Source organism: Micromonospora sp. NPDC049836, assembly GCF_044465125.1.
Classification (GTDB): domain Bacteria; phylum Actinomycetota; class Actinomycetes; order Mycobacteriales; family Micromonosporaceae; genus Micromonospora.
Map to the genome: position 1 here is coordinate 1 of NZ_JBITLH010000011.1, position 17319 is coordinate 17319.

7 protein-coding genes are annotated in these 17319 nt (G+C 70.2%); 5 read left to right on the forward strand and 2 right to left on the reverse strand.

What is annotated here, in order from left to right:
- Positions 1 to 201 precede the first annotated feature (201 nt).
- Both ACIBPB_RS25655 and ACIBPB_RS25660 read left to right on the forward strand, forming a co-directional pair.
- Positions 202 to 6954 carry a polymorphic toxin-type HINT domain-containing protein gene (locus ACIBPB_RS25655; protein ID WP_396842017.1) on the forward strand — a complete coding sequence of 2251 codons (6753 nt, stop codon included), beginning with the start codon at positions 202 to 204 and terminating at the stop codon, positions 6952 to 6954.
- Between the two features lie 459 nt (positions 6955 to 7413).
- On the forward strand, positions 7414 to 7812 hold the full coding sequence (locus ACIBPB_RS25660; protein WP_396842018.1) for a hypothetical protein: 399 nt from the start codon (positions 7414 to 7416) through the stop codon (positions 7810 to 7812).
- Between the two features lie 137 nt (positions 7813 to 7949).
- On the opposite strand, the gene ACIBPB_RS25665 is transcribed toward ACIBPB_RS25660, so the two are convergent.
- On the reverse strand, positions 7950 to 9095 hold the full coding sequence (locus ACIBPB_RS25665; protein ID WP_396842019.1) for a cellulose binding domain-containing protein: 1146 nt from the start codon (positions 9093 to 9095) through the stop codon (positions 7950 to 7952).
- Positions 9096 to 9440: 345 nt separating this feature from the next.
- On the opposite strand from ACIBPB_RS25665, the gene ACIBPB_RS25670 reads away from it, so the two are divergent.
- From ACIBPB_RS25670 to ctaD, 3 genes are all read left to right on the forward strand, one after another.
- A complete protein-coding gene (locus ACIBPB_RS25670) occupies positions 9441 to 13154 on the forward strand; it encodes a LamG domain-containing protein (RefSeq protein ID WP_396842020.1) in 3714 nt (1237 codons plus the stop codon).
- Positions 13155 to 13392: 238 nt separating this feature from the next.
- Complete coding sequence (locus ACIBPB_RS25675; protein WP_396842021.1) at positions 13393 to 14499, forward strand: FAD-dependent monooxygenase; 1107 nt, start codon at positions 13393 to 13395, stop codon at positions 14497 to 14499.
- A gap of 137 nt (positions 14500 to 14636) precedes the next feature.
- Positions 14637 to 16394 carry a cytochrome c oxidase subunit I gene (gene ctaD / locus ACIBPB_RS25680; protein WP_396842022.1) on the forward strand — a complete coding sequence of 586 codons (1758 nt, stop codon included), beginning with the start codon at positions 14637 to 14639 and terminating at the stop codon, positions 16392 to 16394.
- Between the two features lie 127 nt (positions 16395 to 16521).
- On the opposite strand, the gene ACIBPB_RS25685 is transcribed toward ctaD, so the two are convergent.
- The gene (locus tag ACIBPB_RS25685) at positions 16522 to 17295 is read right to left on the reverse strand and encodes an alpha/beta hydrolase family protein (protein ID WP_396842023.1); all 774 of its coding nucleotides are present in this window, start codon (positions 17293 to 17295) and stop codon (positions 16522 to 16524) included.
- Positions 17296 to 17319: the final 24 nt, after the last annotated feature.

Consider the following 17319-nt stretch of genomic DNA (forward strand, 5'->3'; position numbering starts at 1 on the left):
TGCACCCCCCCACCCCCCCCCCCCCCCCCCCCCCCCCCCCCCCCCCCCCCCCCCCCCCCCCCCCCCCCCCCCCCCCCCCCCCCCGCCCCCCCCCCCCCCCCCCCCCCCCCCCCCCCCCCCCCCCCCCCCGCGGGGGGGGCGGGGGGGGGGCCCCCCCCCCCCACGGCTCTACCGCTTCCCCCGACCACCCGTGGAGGGTTGATGTTCTCCCGACAACTGGTCGCCTCCAGCGTGCTGCAGCGCCGGATAAAGCGACCCGTGTCCTGGGCGATGGCCGGCGTGATGAGCCTGACCTTCATCCAGGCCGTCGAGATGCCCGCCGCTGCCGCTCAGGGCAGCAACCGCCCCAACACCGCCGACTCCGGAAAGGTCCTGCCCAAGCGGGATCCCCTGCCCACCAAGCCGAGGAAGCCGGACGCCGCCGAGGCCGCGGCGACCACCAGGCCGGCGTCGGTCACCTGGCCGGCCGCCGGTGCGACTGAGATCGCCCTGCCGGCACCCGTCGCGGCTGACGACCGGACCGTCGGGGCCGGCGCGGCACGCACCGCCGTGGCGGGCGGGCTCACCGTCTCCGTCGCCGCGGTGTCCGCGACCGCGAACGGTACCGCCGCCACCGCGAGCGGGGTCGCCTCGGCCACGCCGCCCGGCAAGGTCCGAGTCGAGGTGCTCGACCACGGGACGGCCCAGCGCGCCAAGGTCGACGGGCCCGTCGTACGGGTGGCCCGCACGGACGGCCAGCGGGCCGCCGCCGACATCCGGCTCTCCGTCGGGTACGACGGGCTGGCCGGCGCCTTCGGCGGCGACTTCGGCAGCCGGCTCCGGCTGTCCCGGCTGCCCGAGTGCGCCCTGCGCACCCCCGAGCGCAAGGACTGTGCCGCCCAGCCGCTGCCGACGGTCAACGACGGCGAGAAGCACAACGTCTCGGCTCAGGTGACAGCGACGGCCAGCACCGGCAGCCTCTACGCGTTGACCGCCGGTGACTCGTCCTCCCAGGGCAGCTACTCGGCGACGAAGCTCGCCCCCTCCTCGCAGTGGTCAGTGGCCCCCTCCACCGGTGGCTTCTCCTGGTCGTACCCGCTGCGGACGCCCCCGGTGCCCGGTGGCGGAGGACCGGGCATCACGCTGGCCTACTCCTCGCAGTCGGTCGACGGGCGCACCTCGACCACCAATAACCAGGGCTCCTGGATCGGTGAGGGGTTCAGCTACGAGCCGGGCCACATCGAGCGCCGCTACAAGGCGTGCGCCGACGACGGCCACAACGAGGTAGCCGACCAGTGCTGGGCGTACGACAACGCCACCATCCTGCTCAACGGCAAGTCGACCGAGCTGGTCAAGACCGCGGGTGGCTGGAAGTTCGCCTCCGACGACGGCTCCAAGGTCGAGAAGCTCTCCGGAGTCACCAACGGCGACAACGACGGCGAGTACTGGCGGGTCACCACGACCGGTGGCACCGAGTACTACTTCGGCCTGAACAGGCTGCCGGGCTGGGTCTCCGGCAAGGAGGAGACGGCATCGACCTGGGTCGTCCCGGTATTCGGTGACGACGCCAACGAGCCGTGCAACAAGACGGCGTTCGCCGACTCGTACTGCAACCAGGCGTGGCGCTGGAGCCTCGACTACGTCAAGGACCGCCACGGCAATGTCACGTCCTACTTCTACGGGCGGGAGAGCAACTGGTACGCCCGCGGCAACCGCACCGATGTCAACGGGGTCGAGTACCACCGGGCGGGCTGGCTGAAGCGGATCGACTACGGCCAGAAGGACGGGCAGGTCTACACCACCAACGCGCCCGCGCGGGTGGTCTTTGACACGCTGGAGCGCTGCCTGCCCAGCGGCACGGTCGACTGCGACGAGCAGGACTTGAACACGACCACCGCTCCGTACTGGCCGGACGTCCCCTGGGACCGGAACTGCGCCAAGGACACCAAGTGCAAGGGCGACCAGATCACCCCCACCTTCTGGACCCGGAAGCGGCTGGTCGGCATCCGCACCCAGATCCGGGGCGCCACCGCCTGGACCGACGTCGACAAGTGGACGCTCGACCACCTGCTCACCGATAACGGCGACGGTAGCCGGACGCTCTGGCTCAACAAGATCACCCACACCGGCCTGGTCGGCGGTAGCGCTGCCATGCCAAGCGTGGAGTTCGCCGGCCTCCAGCTGGCCAACCGGATCGACAAGACAGAGGACTTCATCGCCCCGCTGATCCGGTTCCGCCTGGCGACGGTTTACACCGACAGCGGCGGGCAGATCGACGTCAACTACGCCAAGCCGGACTGCACGGAGAGCAGTCTCCCGACCGAGGGCAAGAGCACCCGCCGCTGCTATCCGGTCAAGTGGAACCCGCTGGGCAGCGGCAGCAAGGTGACCGACTGGTTCCACAAGTACGTGGTCAGTGCGGTGGTGGAAACCGATCGCACCGCCCGCTCGCCCGACATGGTCACCAAGTACGACTACCTCGACGGTGCAGCCTGGCGGAAGGCGAAGCCGGACGGGCTCGGTGACGGCAAGGACCTCACCTGGAGCGACTGGCGCGGCTACGGTCGGGTCCAGGTCACCAAGGGCGATGGTCAGACTCAGACGACCAAGACCGAGTACCGCTACCTGCGTGGCCTGCACGGCGACGACGACCCGGACAGCGACAGCCCTCGGTCGGTGACCGTCACGGACTCCGCCGGCGGCACCTACACCGACTACGACGAGCTCTCCGGCTTCGAGTACGAGAGCAAGACGTTCGACGGTGCCACCGAGATCAGCAAGACGATCAAGGCCCCGTGGCGGTACCGGACCGGCAGTGAGGCCCACACCTGGGGCGACAGTGAGTCGTACTTCGTAAACACCGCGAGCACCCGGAACTACACGGCACTGGCGGGCGGTGGCTGGCGGCAGACGAAGACCAGCACGAGCTTCGACACCAGCTACGGTCAGGCCTACCAGACCGAGAACGAGGGCGACGTCGACGTCGTCGGCGACGAGGCCTGCACCCGGACCACCTACGTCACCGACGTGACCACCTACGGCGACAACAAGCCGGCCTACGTCAAGGACCTGGTCTCCCAGGTCGAGTCGGTGTCGGTCAAGTGCTCCGCCACGCCGAACCGGGCCACCCAGGTCATCTCGGACGACCGCACCTACTACGACGCTCAGGTACTGGGCAAGGCGAAAGTCACCGGAAACGCCACCCGGACGGAGCGGCTGGCCAAGCACGACGGCACCACGGCGACGTACGCCCGGGTGGCGGAGGGCACCTTCGACGGCTTCGGGCGGCCGCTGACCGCGAAGGACGCGGTCGGCTCGGTCACCACCACCAGCTACGTCGATACCAACGGCCTGACCACCCAGGTCACCGAGAAGAGCCCGCTCGACTACGACACGGTCACCACTTACGCGCCGGCCTGGGGCAGCCCGGTACGGCAGGTCGACCCCAACGGAATGAAGAGCGTCCTGGAGTACGACCCGCTGGGTCGGCTGTCGAAGGTCTGGCTGCCGGACCGTACCGGCACCGCCGGGCTGACCCCGAACACCAAGTACACCTACCTGATCCGCACGGACAAGCCGGCGGCGGTAAAGACCGAGAAGCGGCAGAACGACGGCTCGTACAGCGTCGAGTACCAGCTCTACGACAGCCTGCTCCGGCCGCGGCAGGTGCAGACCGAGGGCCCGGACGGCACTCGTATGATCGTCGACACCTTCTACACCCCGACCGGTCAGGTCGAGCGGACGTACGACACGTACCAGGTGGCGGGTGCGCCGACCGACGTGATCTACCCGGCCGTGCCGGCCGACATCAACGGTCAGACCGCCTTCGTCTACGACGGTGCCGATCGGGTGAAGGCCACGATCTTCCTGGACGGCATCACCGAGAAGTGGCGGACCACCACCACCTACGGGGGCGACCGGGTGTCGGTCGACCCGCCGGACGGCGAGACGCCGCGCACCACCGTCTCCAACGCGCTCGGGCAGACCACCCAGCTGCTCCAGTACAAGGGCAACAGCCCGACCGGCGCGTATGACAAGACCGAGTACGCGTACACCCCGTCGGGTCAGCTCGCGACCGTGAAGGACTCGCTCGGCAACCAGTGGGAGAACCGGTACGACCAGCGCGGCCGCAAGACCGAGTCGATCGACCCGGACGCGGGGCACTCGTACTTCTCCTACGACGACCAGGACCGGCTGACGGTCAGCACCAACGGCGCCGGCGCGTCACTGAGCTACCGCTACGACGCGATCGGCCGCAAGACCGCCACGTACAAGGGCAAGGACCCGAACACCGGTCAGCTGCTCAGCGCGTGGCAGTACGACCTGGAAATGCTCGGCCAGCTCTCCTCCACCACCCGGTACGCCCCGGACGGCGGCGAGTACGTCACCTACTACGGTGCCTACGACGAGTTGTACCGGCCACACGAGACCTACTACCAGGTTCCGGAGCAGGCGGGCACCGAGCTCGCCGGCTTGTACAGCTTCGGCACCGAGTACAACTTCGACGGCACGGTGCAGTCGGTGGGCATGTCGGACGGCGGCGGCCTGCCGTTCGAGTCGATCGCCTACACCTACGACTCGCTCGAGCGGCTGAAAAGCACCGCCAGCGACGTGCCGTATGTCACCGACGTCTCCTACCAGGCGACCGGTGAGGTGCTCCAGTCCGAGGTGCAGCTCGGCACGAAGAAGGTCTGGTCGACGTACGAGTATGAGCGGGCGTCGAAGCGGCTGAGCCGGGTCCGGCTCGACCGGGCCGGCGCTCCGGTGATCGACATCGACGCCCGGTACCACTACGACGACGCGGGCAACGTCACCCGGATCGAGGACACCCCGACCGGTGCCCGGGACGTGCAGTGCTTCACCTACGACTACCTGCGCCGGATGGACCGGGCCTGGACGTCGGGGAGCACGGCGACCGACCCCTGCGCCGGCGGTCCCAGCGTCACGGGACTCGGCGGGGTGGCCCCGTACCACCACGCCTACACCTTCGACGCGACCGGCAACCGCAAGACCGAGACCCAGTACGCCGCGAACGGCACCTCCCTGCTCGAGCGCAGCTACGAGACCCCACTGGCCGGCCAGGCCCGGCCGCACACGGTCAACAAGCTGACCGAGAAGACCCCGTCCGGCGACCGGCTCTACACCTACGAGTACGACAACGCCGGCAACACCACCAAGCGCACGAAGGTCGGCGAGGACCAGACCCTGGTCTGGGACGCCGAGGGCAACCTCGAGTCGGTCACCGCCAACAGCAAGACGACCTCCTTCGTGTACGACGTCGACGGGTCCCGGATCCTCCGCAAGGAGCCCGGCACCACCACGCTCTACCTGCCGGGCATGGAGATCCGGCTCAACACCACCACCCACTCGACGGACGGCACCCGCTACTACCCGGTACCGGGCGGCGGCAGCATCGTCCGCAAGGTCGACGGCGTCCACTACGTCGCGCCAGATCATCACGGCACCGGCCAGGCGGTCGTCGACGAGGCGGGGGCAATCGTCAACCGGCGGACCACGCCGTACGGCGAATCGCGCGGAACCCCACCCGGACCGGGGCAGTGGCCCACCGAGAAGGGCTTCGTCAACGGCAACCAGGACAGCAGCACCGGCCTGGTGAACATCGGCGCCCGCGAGTATGACGCGGTCCTCGGCCGGTTCATCTCCATCGACCCGGTCATCGACGTCAACGACCCGCAGCAGATGCACGGGTACGCGTACGCCAACAACAACCCGATCTCGTTCTCCGACCCGGACGGCCTGCGGGCCTGCTCCGACGACGCCTGCGGTCCAGGCGCCGACTACGAGGACATGTACGGCAACTACCACGACGTGCCCGGGCACAACGACGGTTGCCACGGCTGCTCGGGCGCGTACGACCCGCACGCGCCGGCGGAGAACCACCCGCGCGTGAAGAACGGTGGTGGCCCTGACCCGGCCGCCGCTGCCGAGCGGGCCCGGCAGGAGCGCATCGCCAAGGCGAAGGCCATCCTCCTTGAGGCGGGCAAGGCGCTCGCCAAGATCGCGATGGACGAGCTGGGCATCACCGATGCGCTGAACTGCATCACCAAGGGCGACATCGGGGGCTGCGTCAACACGGCGATCACGATTGCCAGCTCCTTCGTTGGCGGCATGCTGGGCAAGCTCGCCACCAAGTACGGGGCGCCGTGGAAGTGGAAGAAGGGCTACGAGCTAGGCGTCCGGGTGAAGAACCTGCTCGGCAAACTGATCACTGGCGTGAAGGACTTCCTCAAGGCAGGAAAGAAGGCCTGTCACAGCTTTGCTCCAGGGACGGTGGTGTTGCTCTGGGACGGGTCGACGAAGCCGATCGAAGAGGTCGAACTCGGCGACAGGGTGACGGCTACGGATCCGGAAACGGGGCAGTCCGGCCCGGAGCGAGTGGTCGCCACATATACCAACCAGGACATTGCCCTGACCGACCTCGTCCTTGTCGTGGCGGGGAATCCGGAAGTGACGATCCAGACCACCCAGCACCACCCGGTCTGGAGCGAGGACCGCCAGCAGTGGGTGTACGCGACTGACCTCCGACCGGGTGAGCGGCTGCTGTCGCTGCACGGCCGACAGGTCACCGTGAAGAGCGTTGAGTCCTACGCCGGGTCCCGAGTCATGCACGACCTGACGGTGCACTCGGTGCACACTTACTACGTCGTCGTGGACGGCGCACCCGTGCTGGTGCACAACGCCGGGGGACGCCGACCCTCGGATTACGACGATTGGGACGAGGACGATCCGTACGAAGAGAAGATGGCGCGGGGCAACAACCGCGCGAGCAACAGGAAGGTAACTTACGAGATGCGAGCCGCGGGCCTGGACCCCAATGATCGTGCGGCGCGCGAGGAAGTGCACCGTGGCATTGGCGACCGAAAGCTGGACGGCAACGCCAACGTGAGTCGCGAGGAGTTGCGGGAGGCGATCATCGATGTGGGCGATGCCGCTGGAGAGGTCTGCGACACATAGTGCCTGACCCTCTTCAGCTTGCCGGCATCTTGGGCGCCCTGCACGGTGCGACTGTGCGGGGCGCCCGGGTCCGTGACAATGACAGGCTGATCTTCGAGCTGCAGTCTCCCTCGGGCGCATTGACCGTGGTTTGCGTCTTCTCCATCGCTTGGCGGGTGGAGACCGCAGAGCAGATGCTGGTCGGGGCCGACGACGACCCTGCTGAACTGCCGCGAATGGTGCATGTGCTCGAGGGGGCTACCGTCACGGACGTGTCGGTCAGTTGGCCCAGCCTCGACACGACCTTTGCCTTCGGTGATCTTCGGCTCCGCGTCTTTCCCGTCACCAGCCGCGTGGACCGTCGATGCTGGCAGCAGTGGTCGGTGCGGATGGCGGACGGGAGGGTGCTCGACGTAGGTCCCGGCCGGAGTTGGGCCTTGAGGGAGAGGAGGCCGAGGGGTGGGCCTCAGTGAGGCTGAGGTGGCCATCCTCGAAAGCGTCATGTCGCCGATCGTCGGGTCCCCGGTCGACGAAGCACGGCTGAGTGAAATCGGCGGTAGCTTGCTTGGCATTTCTGTCGGTGGGGGCCTTATCTGGCTACAAATGTGCTCCTGGCGTATCGAATCGGATTCGGATTTCCTCGCGGCCTGCGAGGACGACCGGGACCACATCCGAGCTGCGGTGCCCGTGCTCGACGGTCGGATCTTGACGTCGGTGCAGGTTTCACCCTTCTTGGATGTCACGTTCTGCTTCACCGACCTGCGGCTCGTGGTCTTCACCGCGGCCACGCTCCCTACCGATGTGGAGAGTTGGTCGGTCCAACTCCCGTCGGGGGAAGTGCTGTTCGCGCTCTCCGGCGCCCGTTGGTCGCTGCGTTGATGGCTCCAACGAGGCGGCCTCACCTGGGGCGGGCCGGTACATGAGGGACGTCGAATTCGGCACAATGACGGGCGATTGGGGAGTGGCGAAGGGGCAGGGTCCCTACGGACCCCGCCCCCGCTGTCGTACGCCGGTGATCAGGACCTGCTGCAGGTGGTCCCGTTGAGGGAGAAGCTGGTCGGCGAGGAGTACGAGCCGCTCAGCGTCCCCTGGTAGCCGAAGCTGGTGGAGGCGCCGGGCGACAGCGTGCCGTTGTAGCTGACGTTCCGGGCGGTCACCGCGGATCCGCTCTGGCTCACGGTGGCGTTCCAGGAACTGGTGATGGTCTGCCCGGAGGGCAGGTTGTAGCTGAGCGTCCAGCCGTTGATGGTGCTGCCGCCGGTGTTGGTGATCTGGACGTCGGCGGTGAAGCCGCTGTTCCAGGCGTTCGGGGTGTACTTGACCGCGCAGCCGCTGCCGCCCGACGGCGGCGGGGTGGTCGGCGGGGCGGTGGTCGGCGGCGCGGTCGTGGGCGGCGGGGTGGCGCCGGTGTTGACGGTCTGCGAGAAGGAGTTGACGGCCAGGCCCACGCCGCCCTGCCACGGCTCGAAGCCGGCCTGGATGCTGGTCAGGTACCAGTCGTTGGTGATCGCGCCCCGGTTGCGGGTGTCGGCGATGAACGCCATGGCGTCGAAGCTCAGGCTGGTGATGGGGGACGGCGCCACGTACGAGATGACGTTGTTCGAGCCGTTGCTGCCCCGCCAGACCTCCCAGGTCCGCCCGGCGATGTTGGCGTTGCCGACCACGGAGCCGATCGGCTGGATCGGGCCCTGCCGGTTGAACCAGATCATGATCTCCATCTGGTTCACCCCGTCCTTCTTGGGGCTGGGGTCGAGCCAGATGTCGTACGCGGCGTCGTAGACGGCGCCGCTGACGTAGTTGTAGCTGATGCTGCTCGGCGCGCTGCCGATGTTCTTCACCTGGGCCGGCAGGTTGGTGCCGGGCGAGCAGTTGGTGTAGTGGCAGCCGACGAAGATCGACGGGTAGGAGACCGGCGCGCCGCTGGTGTTGCCGGTCCCGTCCTGCCGGGTGATGGAGAACCCGCTCGAGGTGACGTTGATGCACTGCTGGGCGGTGGTGCCCCAGCGGTTGTTCTGCACCACGTACTTGCCGCCGATGGTGGTCGAGCCGTACTGGTCGCAGATCTGGGTGTCGGCGGAGGCGGTGCCGCCGAGGACGATGGCGACGATCGAGCTGGCGGCCAGCAGGCCGGCGGCCGCGATCGCCCTGAGTGGACGCTTCATGATGCTCCTTGGCTCGGCGCGGGGCGCCGGAAGGTGTGGTGGGGTACGTCCGGGAGCGCTCCCATGGTTCCTCAACACATTCACATGTCTGAAACCGTTGTGCAACTGCGCCGACCGAATCGCCCTGGTCTTTCCACGCTCGGTGAGCCGCCGCAGGCCGGGCGTGCGCGCCGGGGGGCGCGGTCACCGTCCGCGTCTGCGCGCCGGGAGGCGCCCTCACCCTCCGCGTCTGCGCGCCGGGGGGCGCGGTCACCCTTCGCGACTGCGCTGAACGGCCGATTGACCGCCCGTCACCGTCCACATACGGTGTCGCTGATCTTCAATGCCTGACACGGGGGAGTGCACATGGCGCAACGCTGGACCCTGCCCAAAAAGTGGAGCGGGACAGGCCGTCCCGATCCGATCCGTCACCGCCTGGCCGGACTGACCGCGGTGGCCCTGGCCGCCGCGGCCGGCGTGGTCGCCGTCACCGCCGCGACCCCGGCGCCGGCCCGCGCCGCCGCCGCACCGGCCTGCGCCGACACCAAAGCCTCCGAGCGGGACGCGGTGGCGACGGCGGCCGCGTGCGGCCGGCCCGTGGTGGTCGGCTCGTCCCGGTCGGAGTACACCCAGGTGATCGCCCAGCCGGACGGCCGGCTGCGGCTGGAGTCGGCGGTCGAGCCGCAGCGCACCCGCCGCGCCGACGGCACCTGGGCCGACGTCGACCTGTCGTTGCGGGCCGGCGCGGACGGGCTGCTGCGCCCGGTCGCCTCGGTGGCCGACGTGGCGTTCTCGGCCGGCGGGGACCGGCCGCTGATCAGCCTGACCCGGGCCGGTCGGTCGCTGACCTTCTCCTGGCCCGGGCGGCTGCCGACGCCCACGGTGTCCGGGGACTCCGCGACCTACGCCGGGGTGCTGCCGGACGTGGACCTGGTGGTACGGGCCACCCACACCGGCTTCACCCACGTGCTGGTGGTGAAGAGCCCTTCGGCGGCGGCCAACCCGGCGGTCCGCGAGATCGCGCTGAAGACCGGCGGCGACGTGACGCTGTCCCGGCACGCGGACGGCTCGCTGACCGCCGCCGCGGGCGCCACCGCCATCGCCCGGTCGCAGCCGGCGGTGATGTGGGACTCGGCGCTGCCGAAGCGTGCCGCGCCGGCCGCGCAGGAAGCCGCCCGGGCCCGCTCGGACGCGCTGACCGCGGGGGACGGCGCGCGCACCGCGGCCGTCGCCACCCGGGTCGCCAAGGGCGAGTTGCGGCTGGTGCCGGACGCCGCGCTGCTGGCGGCGGCCACCTACCCGGTCTACGTCGACCCGGCCTGGTCGGTGGCGAAGTCGCGGTGGGCCTACGCGACCAGTGACGGCTGCACCAACACCGACTACTCGGTGGCCCGGGTCGGCTACAGCCCGGACGGGCCGTGTGTCGGGTCGCGGTTCCGGTCGTACTTCGAGTTCCCCACCACCAACGGCTCGGTGTCGTTGAAGGGCAAGTACATCTACTCGGCGTACGTGCAGATGAACCTCTACCACTCCTGGTCGTGCGGGAACACCTGGGCGCACATGTACCTGGTGCCGGTGATCAACGCGACCATGAAGGCGTCCTTCTCCACGATGAAGCTGAAGTCGTGGATGGACTCCGCGGAGGGGCACGCCAACAAGGGCAGCGGTTGCTCGGACTCGCCGCAGCCCGACATGACGATGAACTTCACCGGTAGCGGGGTGAAGAGCCAGGTCCAGGCCGCCGCCACCGGCAGTTGGAGCACGCTCACCGTGGGCTTCTGCGCCTGCAACCCGGAGGGGGAGTACGAGACGGCGCAGGACCGCTGGAAGAAGTTCACCCCGAGCAAGGCGAAGCTGATCGTCGACTACGACTCCCGGCCCGGCAAGCCGACCAACTTCCAGATCGCCGGCGTGGCCTGCGCCACCTCCGGGGTGACCACCATCGGCACGCTCACCCCGACCTTCTCGGCGGTCTACCCGGACGCCGACACCACCCAGGCGCTGACCGGCACCTACGAGTGGATCGAGGTGCCGTCCGGCGGCATGGGCACGGTGACCGACACCTACCCGGCCCGCAAGCCGAAACCGGCGAACGTGTCCGCGCCGGCGAACGGCCGGGCGGTCACCGCCGCCGTCAGCCTGGTCAAGGACAAGACGTACGCGTTCCGGGTGACCGCCGTGGACCCGGCGCCCTACTCGCAGTGGAGCGGCTGGTCGGCCTGGTGCCAGTTCAAGGCGGACACCACGGTGCCTCCGGTCACGGTCACCGTGGTGACCCCGCCGGCCGGCCCGGGGCAGCCCGGCACGTTCAAGATCTCCTCGACGGCCACCGACGTGACCAGCTTCAAGTACGGCTGGACGGCGGCCACCACGAGTGTGGCGGCGACGACGGTCAACGGCGTCAAGCAGGCCACGGTGACCCTGACCGCGCCGAACTACGGCACGAACATCCTGTACGCCTCGGCGGTCGACGGCACCCTGAACGAGGGCTACGGCAGCGCGGAGTTCATCGTGGGCCGGCCCCGGCCGGCGGTGGGCCGGTGGACGCTGGAGACCTACCCCGGCCAGTCCCAGGCGGCGGCGCTGGCCGACCAGCAGTCCGGCTACGGCGACACGGACGGGACCGGTCCGCTGGTGAAGGACAGCCCGCTGACCGCCACCAACCTGACCTGGTCCAGTGACACGCACCTGATCGGTGGCTCGGTGGCCACGATGAACGGCAGCACCAGCGAGGCGCAGACCGCCATGCCGGTGGTCGACACCAGCCAGTCGTTCAGCGTCGCGGCCTGGGTCCGGCTGCCGGCGATGCCGACCTGGGACACGGTGGCGCTGGTCCAGGACGGCGCCGACGCGGCCGGCTTCCAGCTGGGCACCCGGATGGTGGACTCGGTGGCGAAGTGGTCGTTCAGCATGAAGAACAACTCGGCCCAGTCCAGCGTCACCCGGGCGGCCACGCAGACGATCGCGACCACCGAGGTCGGCAAGTGGGTGCACCTGGTCGGCGTCTACGACCGGCCGGCCGGCAAGATCCGGCTGTACGTCGACGACCAGCCGGCCATGGAGTCGGCCGGACCGAGCACGCCGTGGCAGGCCGGCGGGGTGTTCGCGGTGGGCCGTGGCTGGGTCGACGGCGCCAAGAACAAGTACTGGAAGGGTTCGATCGCCGACGTGCAGGTCTATGACCGGGTGCTGGTGGACCACGACTTCACCGGCCAGCTCAAGTCGGATCCCGAGTCGGGCGGCTTCGACGAGCCCGGGATGCTGACTCCGATCACCGTCGGCCAGTGGAGTTTCGCCCGGTCCGCCGCGTGCTACATCCAGGACCTGGCCGACACCTGCCAGGCGGCCGACCTCACCGGCTTCGACCGCTGGCTGGCGCTGCAGCGGGGCGCCGACCCGATGGCCGACGGCCTGCGGGACACCGGCCTGGCCCTGGACAACACCATCGACGGCGAGACCGGGACCAGGGAGTGGGCCCGGACGGCCTACAAGACGGGGGTGACCCCGCCGGACGCGGCGGGTCTCCAGTACACGATCTGGCAGAACACCCCGGTGCTGCGCACCGACCAGTCGTTCACCGTCTCGGCCTGGGTCAAGCTGGACCGGACCGACGTGCCGCAGCTGGTGCTGGCCCAGGAGGGCACCGTCAACAACGGCTTCTACCTCTACTACCTGCCGGACAACGGTGGCGAGTGGAAGCTGAAGATGCTCAAGGACGCCGCCACCCAGGACGGCGGCACCGGCGCCACCATCGTGGCCGCTCCGGCGCAGGACCCGGACGCGAGCTGGCACCACCTGGTCGGCGTGCTGGACGTCGGGCACCGCCAGCTCAAGCTGTACGTCGACGGCGAGATCTACCGGTCGGAGACCAGCAGCGCGACGTCCAGCATCCCGCTCAACGCCGCCTGGCAGCCGTGGCAGGCGAACGGCCCGCTCAAGGTCGGCAGCGGTCTCGGTGATGTCAACCCGCTGTTCGGCACGATCGACGAGGTCGGCACGTACCAGGGTGCGATGACCGACGCCCAGGTGCGCACGCTCTACGACACCCAGGTGGTCCGGGACCCGACGTCGGGTGCGTGATCCGTCCCGCGCCGGCGGCCACCCGGTCGCCGGCGCGGGGCAGCCTAACGGCGGGTCGGGCACTGCCCGACCCGCCGTTCGCCGCCTCCGGCCGGGGTGGGAGTTGCGCCGGGTGGGATCGGCACGGCGTACCGAGGGGCCGGCCGGCACGGCCGATGTGGGTCTACCGCGCACTGGTTGCGGGGAGTAGTGTCTTGCCTCCAACGCGTGCCGAACCCCTCCGGAGGCGTACACCACCATGGGTGGCTCCCCCCTGCGCATCCTCGTCGTCGGCGCGGGCATCGCCGGTCTCGCCGTGGCGCGGGCGCTGCGCCTGGCGGGGTTCCGACCGGACGTGACCGAGAAGCTCCCCCCGACCGAGCGCGGCGACATCGGGCTCTACCTGCCCGGCAACGCGGCCCGGGCGCTGCGCCGGCTGGACCTGGACGGCCCGGTCCGCCCCCTCGGCGAGGTCATCCACCGGCAGCGCTTCCTCGACGCGGCCGGCGTGCCGCTCTGCGAGGTCGACCTCGACGCCCTCTGGGCCGGGGTCGGGGAGTGCCGGGTGCTGCCCCGCGCCGAGCTGCACCGGGTGCTGCTCACCGGCGCCGGCGGCGCCGTCCGGCACGGCGCCGAGGTACGCAGCGTCGATCCGCTGCCCGGCGGCGTCGCCGTCGCCTTCACCGACGGCACCCGCGCCGAGTACGACCTGGTCATCGGCGCCGACGGGCCGCGCTCGGCGGTACGTACCCTGGCCGCGCTCGGCGGCCCGCCGCGCCCCGCCGGCCAGGTGGTCTACCGGGCCGTGGTCCGGGGCGGGCCCCGGGTCGCCGACTGGACCGCGCTGCTCGGCCAGCGCGCCGGCTTCCTGGTGGCACCGATCGGCGCCGGGCGGCTGCACTGCTACGCGGACGAGGCGGGCACCACGGTCCCGGCGGACCCGCTGGCCCGGCTGCGCGAGCTCTTCGGCGACTACGGCGGGCCGGTGCCCGAGGTGCTGGCCGCCCTCGACGACGTGCACGCCGAGCTCACCGAGGAGGTGGAGCTGGGGCGCTGGTTCCACGGCCGGGTGCTGCTCGTCGGTGACGCGGCCCACGCCACCGCGCCGACGCTGTCCCAGGGAGCCGCCATGGCACTCGAGGACGCGGTGGTGCTCGCCGAGTCGCTCAAGGCCGCCAGCAGCGTCGACGCCGCGCTGATCGGGTACGAGAGCCGGCGCCGGCCGCGTACCCGCTGGGTGCGGGACCGGACCCGGGACCGCAACCGGACCCGGGACGTGCCGCCGGCGCTGCGCGACCCGCTGCTGCGCGGACGCGGCGGACGGATCTTCCAGGAGCACTACCGGTTGCTGGTCGGCCCGCTCTGACGCCGCCCCGGGGCGAAAGATCGTAGCCGCCCACCCCACGCGGCGTCCCGACCTACCGGGGACTATCCTCCTTGCGGATGACGGCTGCGCAGGATGAGCGCGTGCCGAGCGGGACAACCGAGAACCGGAGGCCACTCGTGACCACCGTCGCACCCAAGCCGGTCGTGACCCGGCCCTGGCCGGTCCGCGAGCCGGTCAAGGGGTCGGCCATCGCGCGGCTGCTGCGCACCACGGACGCGAAGCAGATCGGGATCATGTACATGGTCACCGCGTTCGCGTTCTTCATGATCGGCGGCCTGATGGCCCTGATCATGCGCGCCGAGCTGGCGCGTCCGGGCCTGCAGTTCCTGTCGCCCGAGCAGTACAACCAGCTCTTCACCATGCACGGCACGATCATGCTGCTGTTCTTCGCGACGCCGATCGTGTTCGCCTTCGCGAACTACGTGGTGCCGCTGCAGATCGGCGCGCCCGACGTGTCGTTCCCCCGGCTGAACGCCTTCGCCTACTGGCTGTACCTGTTCGGCGGCACCATGGCCACCGCCGGCTTCATCGCCCCGGGCGGCGCGGCCGACTTCGGCTGGACGGCCTACACGCCGCTGAGCACCGCCGAGCACTCGCCGGGCGTCGGCGCGAACATGTGGGTGGTGGGCCTGGCCATCTCTGGTCTGGGCACCATCCTCGGCGCGGTCAACCTGATCACCACGATCCTGACCCTGCGCGCCCCCGGCATGACCATGTTCCGGATGCCGATCTTCACCTGGAACATGCTGGTCACCAGCCTGCTGGCGATCCTGGTCTTCCCGCTGCTGGCCGCCGCGCTCTTCGCGCTCGCCGCGGACCGCCTGATCGGCGCCCACGTGTACGACCCGGCCACCGGCGGGCCGATGCTGTGGCAGCACCTGTTCTGGTTCTTCGGGCACCCCGAGGTCTACATCATCGCGCTGCCGTTCTTCGGCATCATCACCGAGGTCATCCCGGTCTTCTCCCGGAAGCCGATCTTCGGCTACAAGGGTCTGGTGGCCGCGACCGTCGCCATCGCCGCCCTGTCGATGAGCGTCTGGGCGCACCACATGTTCGCCACCGGCCAGGTGCTGCTGCCCTTCTTCAGCTTCCTGAGCTACCTGATCGCGGTGCCCACGGGCATGAAGTTCTTCAACTGGATCGGCACCATGTGGAAGGGGCAGATCACCTTCGAGACGCCGATGCTCTTCGCCATCGGCTTCCTGGTGACCTTCCTCTTCGGTGGCCTGACCGGGGTGATCCTGGCCAGCCCGCCGCTCGACTTCCACATCCACGACTCGTACTTCGTGGTGGCCCACTTCCACTACGTGCTCTTCGGCACGATCGTGTTCGCCGTCTTCGCCGGCATCTACTTCTGGTTCCCGAAGATGTTCGGCCGGATGCTCGACGAGCGGCTCGGCAAGATTCACTTCTGGCTGACCATGATCGGCTTCCACACCACCTTCCTGGTGCAGCACTGGCTGGGCAACGAGGGCATGCCCCGCCGGTACGCCGACTACCTGCCCAGCGACGGCTTCACCACGCTGAACACGATCTCCACGATCGGCGCGTTCATCACCGGTATCTCGACCCTGCCGTTCATCTGGAACTGCTGGAAGTCGTACAAGACCGGGCCGGTGGTCGAGGTCGACGACCCGTGGGGTCACGGCAACTCGCTGGAGTGGGCGACCAGCTGCCCGCCCCCGCTGCGCAACTTCGACCGGATGCCGCGGATCCGCTCCGAGCGGCCGGCGTTCGACCTGAAGTTCCCCGAGCTGGCCGCCGGGCAGACCCTGGCCGGCCCGCCGGAGGGCGGCGCCAAGCCGCTGACCAGCGAGTCCGACGGTGGCGCCAGCTACCAGGAGGACACCGCCGGTAGCCTCGACCGGCGCTGACCGCTCGTCGAACGGGCCCCTTCCGCACCGTCTCCGGTGGGGAAGGGGCCCGTTCCGTGTGCGGCGGCCGGCCCGTGCCGCGCGGGGTCGGGGTTCGCCGGGCCGCGGTGCGGGTGGTCGGGGACGGCTAGGCCGTCGGGGCGTGACGGTCGAGGAACGCCTTCACCTGATCCCGGATCCCGGCCTCCCCGGTGCCCGGGTCGACCAGGAACAACCCGTGCTGATTGCTCGGGGCCAGCACCAGCTGCCGCTGGGTGGTCTTCGGCGTGGCGTTGTAGAGCTGCCGCGCCGCGTCCGGGAAGTTTGCCTCCAGCTCGCCCGCGCCGTAGAAGACCGGGACGGTGATCTTCGGGGCCGCCGTGCTGGCGTCCGCGTCACCGTAGGCGGTGGGCGGGGAGAGCGCGACGACCGCGACCGGCGCCGGGTTCAGCGTCGGGGTGGCGGCCAGCACCGAGGTGGCGCCCATCGAGCCGCCCATGAGCACCGTCCGGCTGGCGCCCTCGGCGCGCAGCGTGGCGGCCGCCGCCTGGACCTGCTCGGCCCGGGACACGCCGCTGCCCGGGGAGGAACCGGACCCGGCGAAGTCGAAGGCGAGCACCCGGTAGCCCCGGTCGGCCAGCTCCCGCCCGTAGGGCAACCACTGGCAGACGTCGCCGCCGGCCATGTGCGCGAGCACCACCCCGGTGCTGCCGGTGCCCAGGACGAGGCCGCCCAGCTCGGTGCCGAGCGGCTGACCGAACACGATCCGCCGGCCCTGCTCGGCCAGCCCGGGACAGTCGGCCCCGGTGTCGAGTCCGGCCGAGGCCGTCGGTTCCGGGGTGTCGGCGCTGCTGCTGGTGCAGGCGGCCATCGCCATCGACAGCGTGGCCACGGCAACGAGGCGTAGGGCGGCACGGTTCACGGCAACTCCTCGGACGCAGTGGTG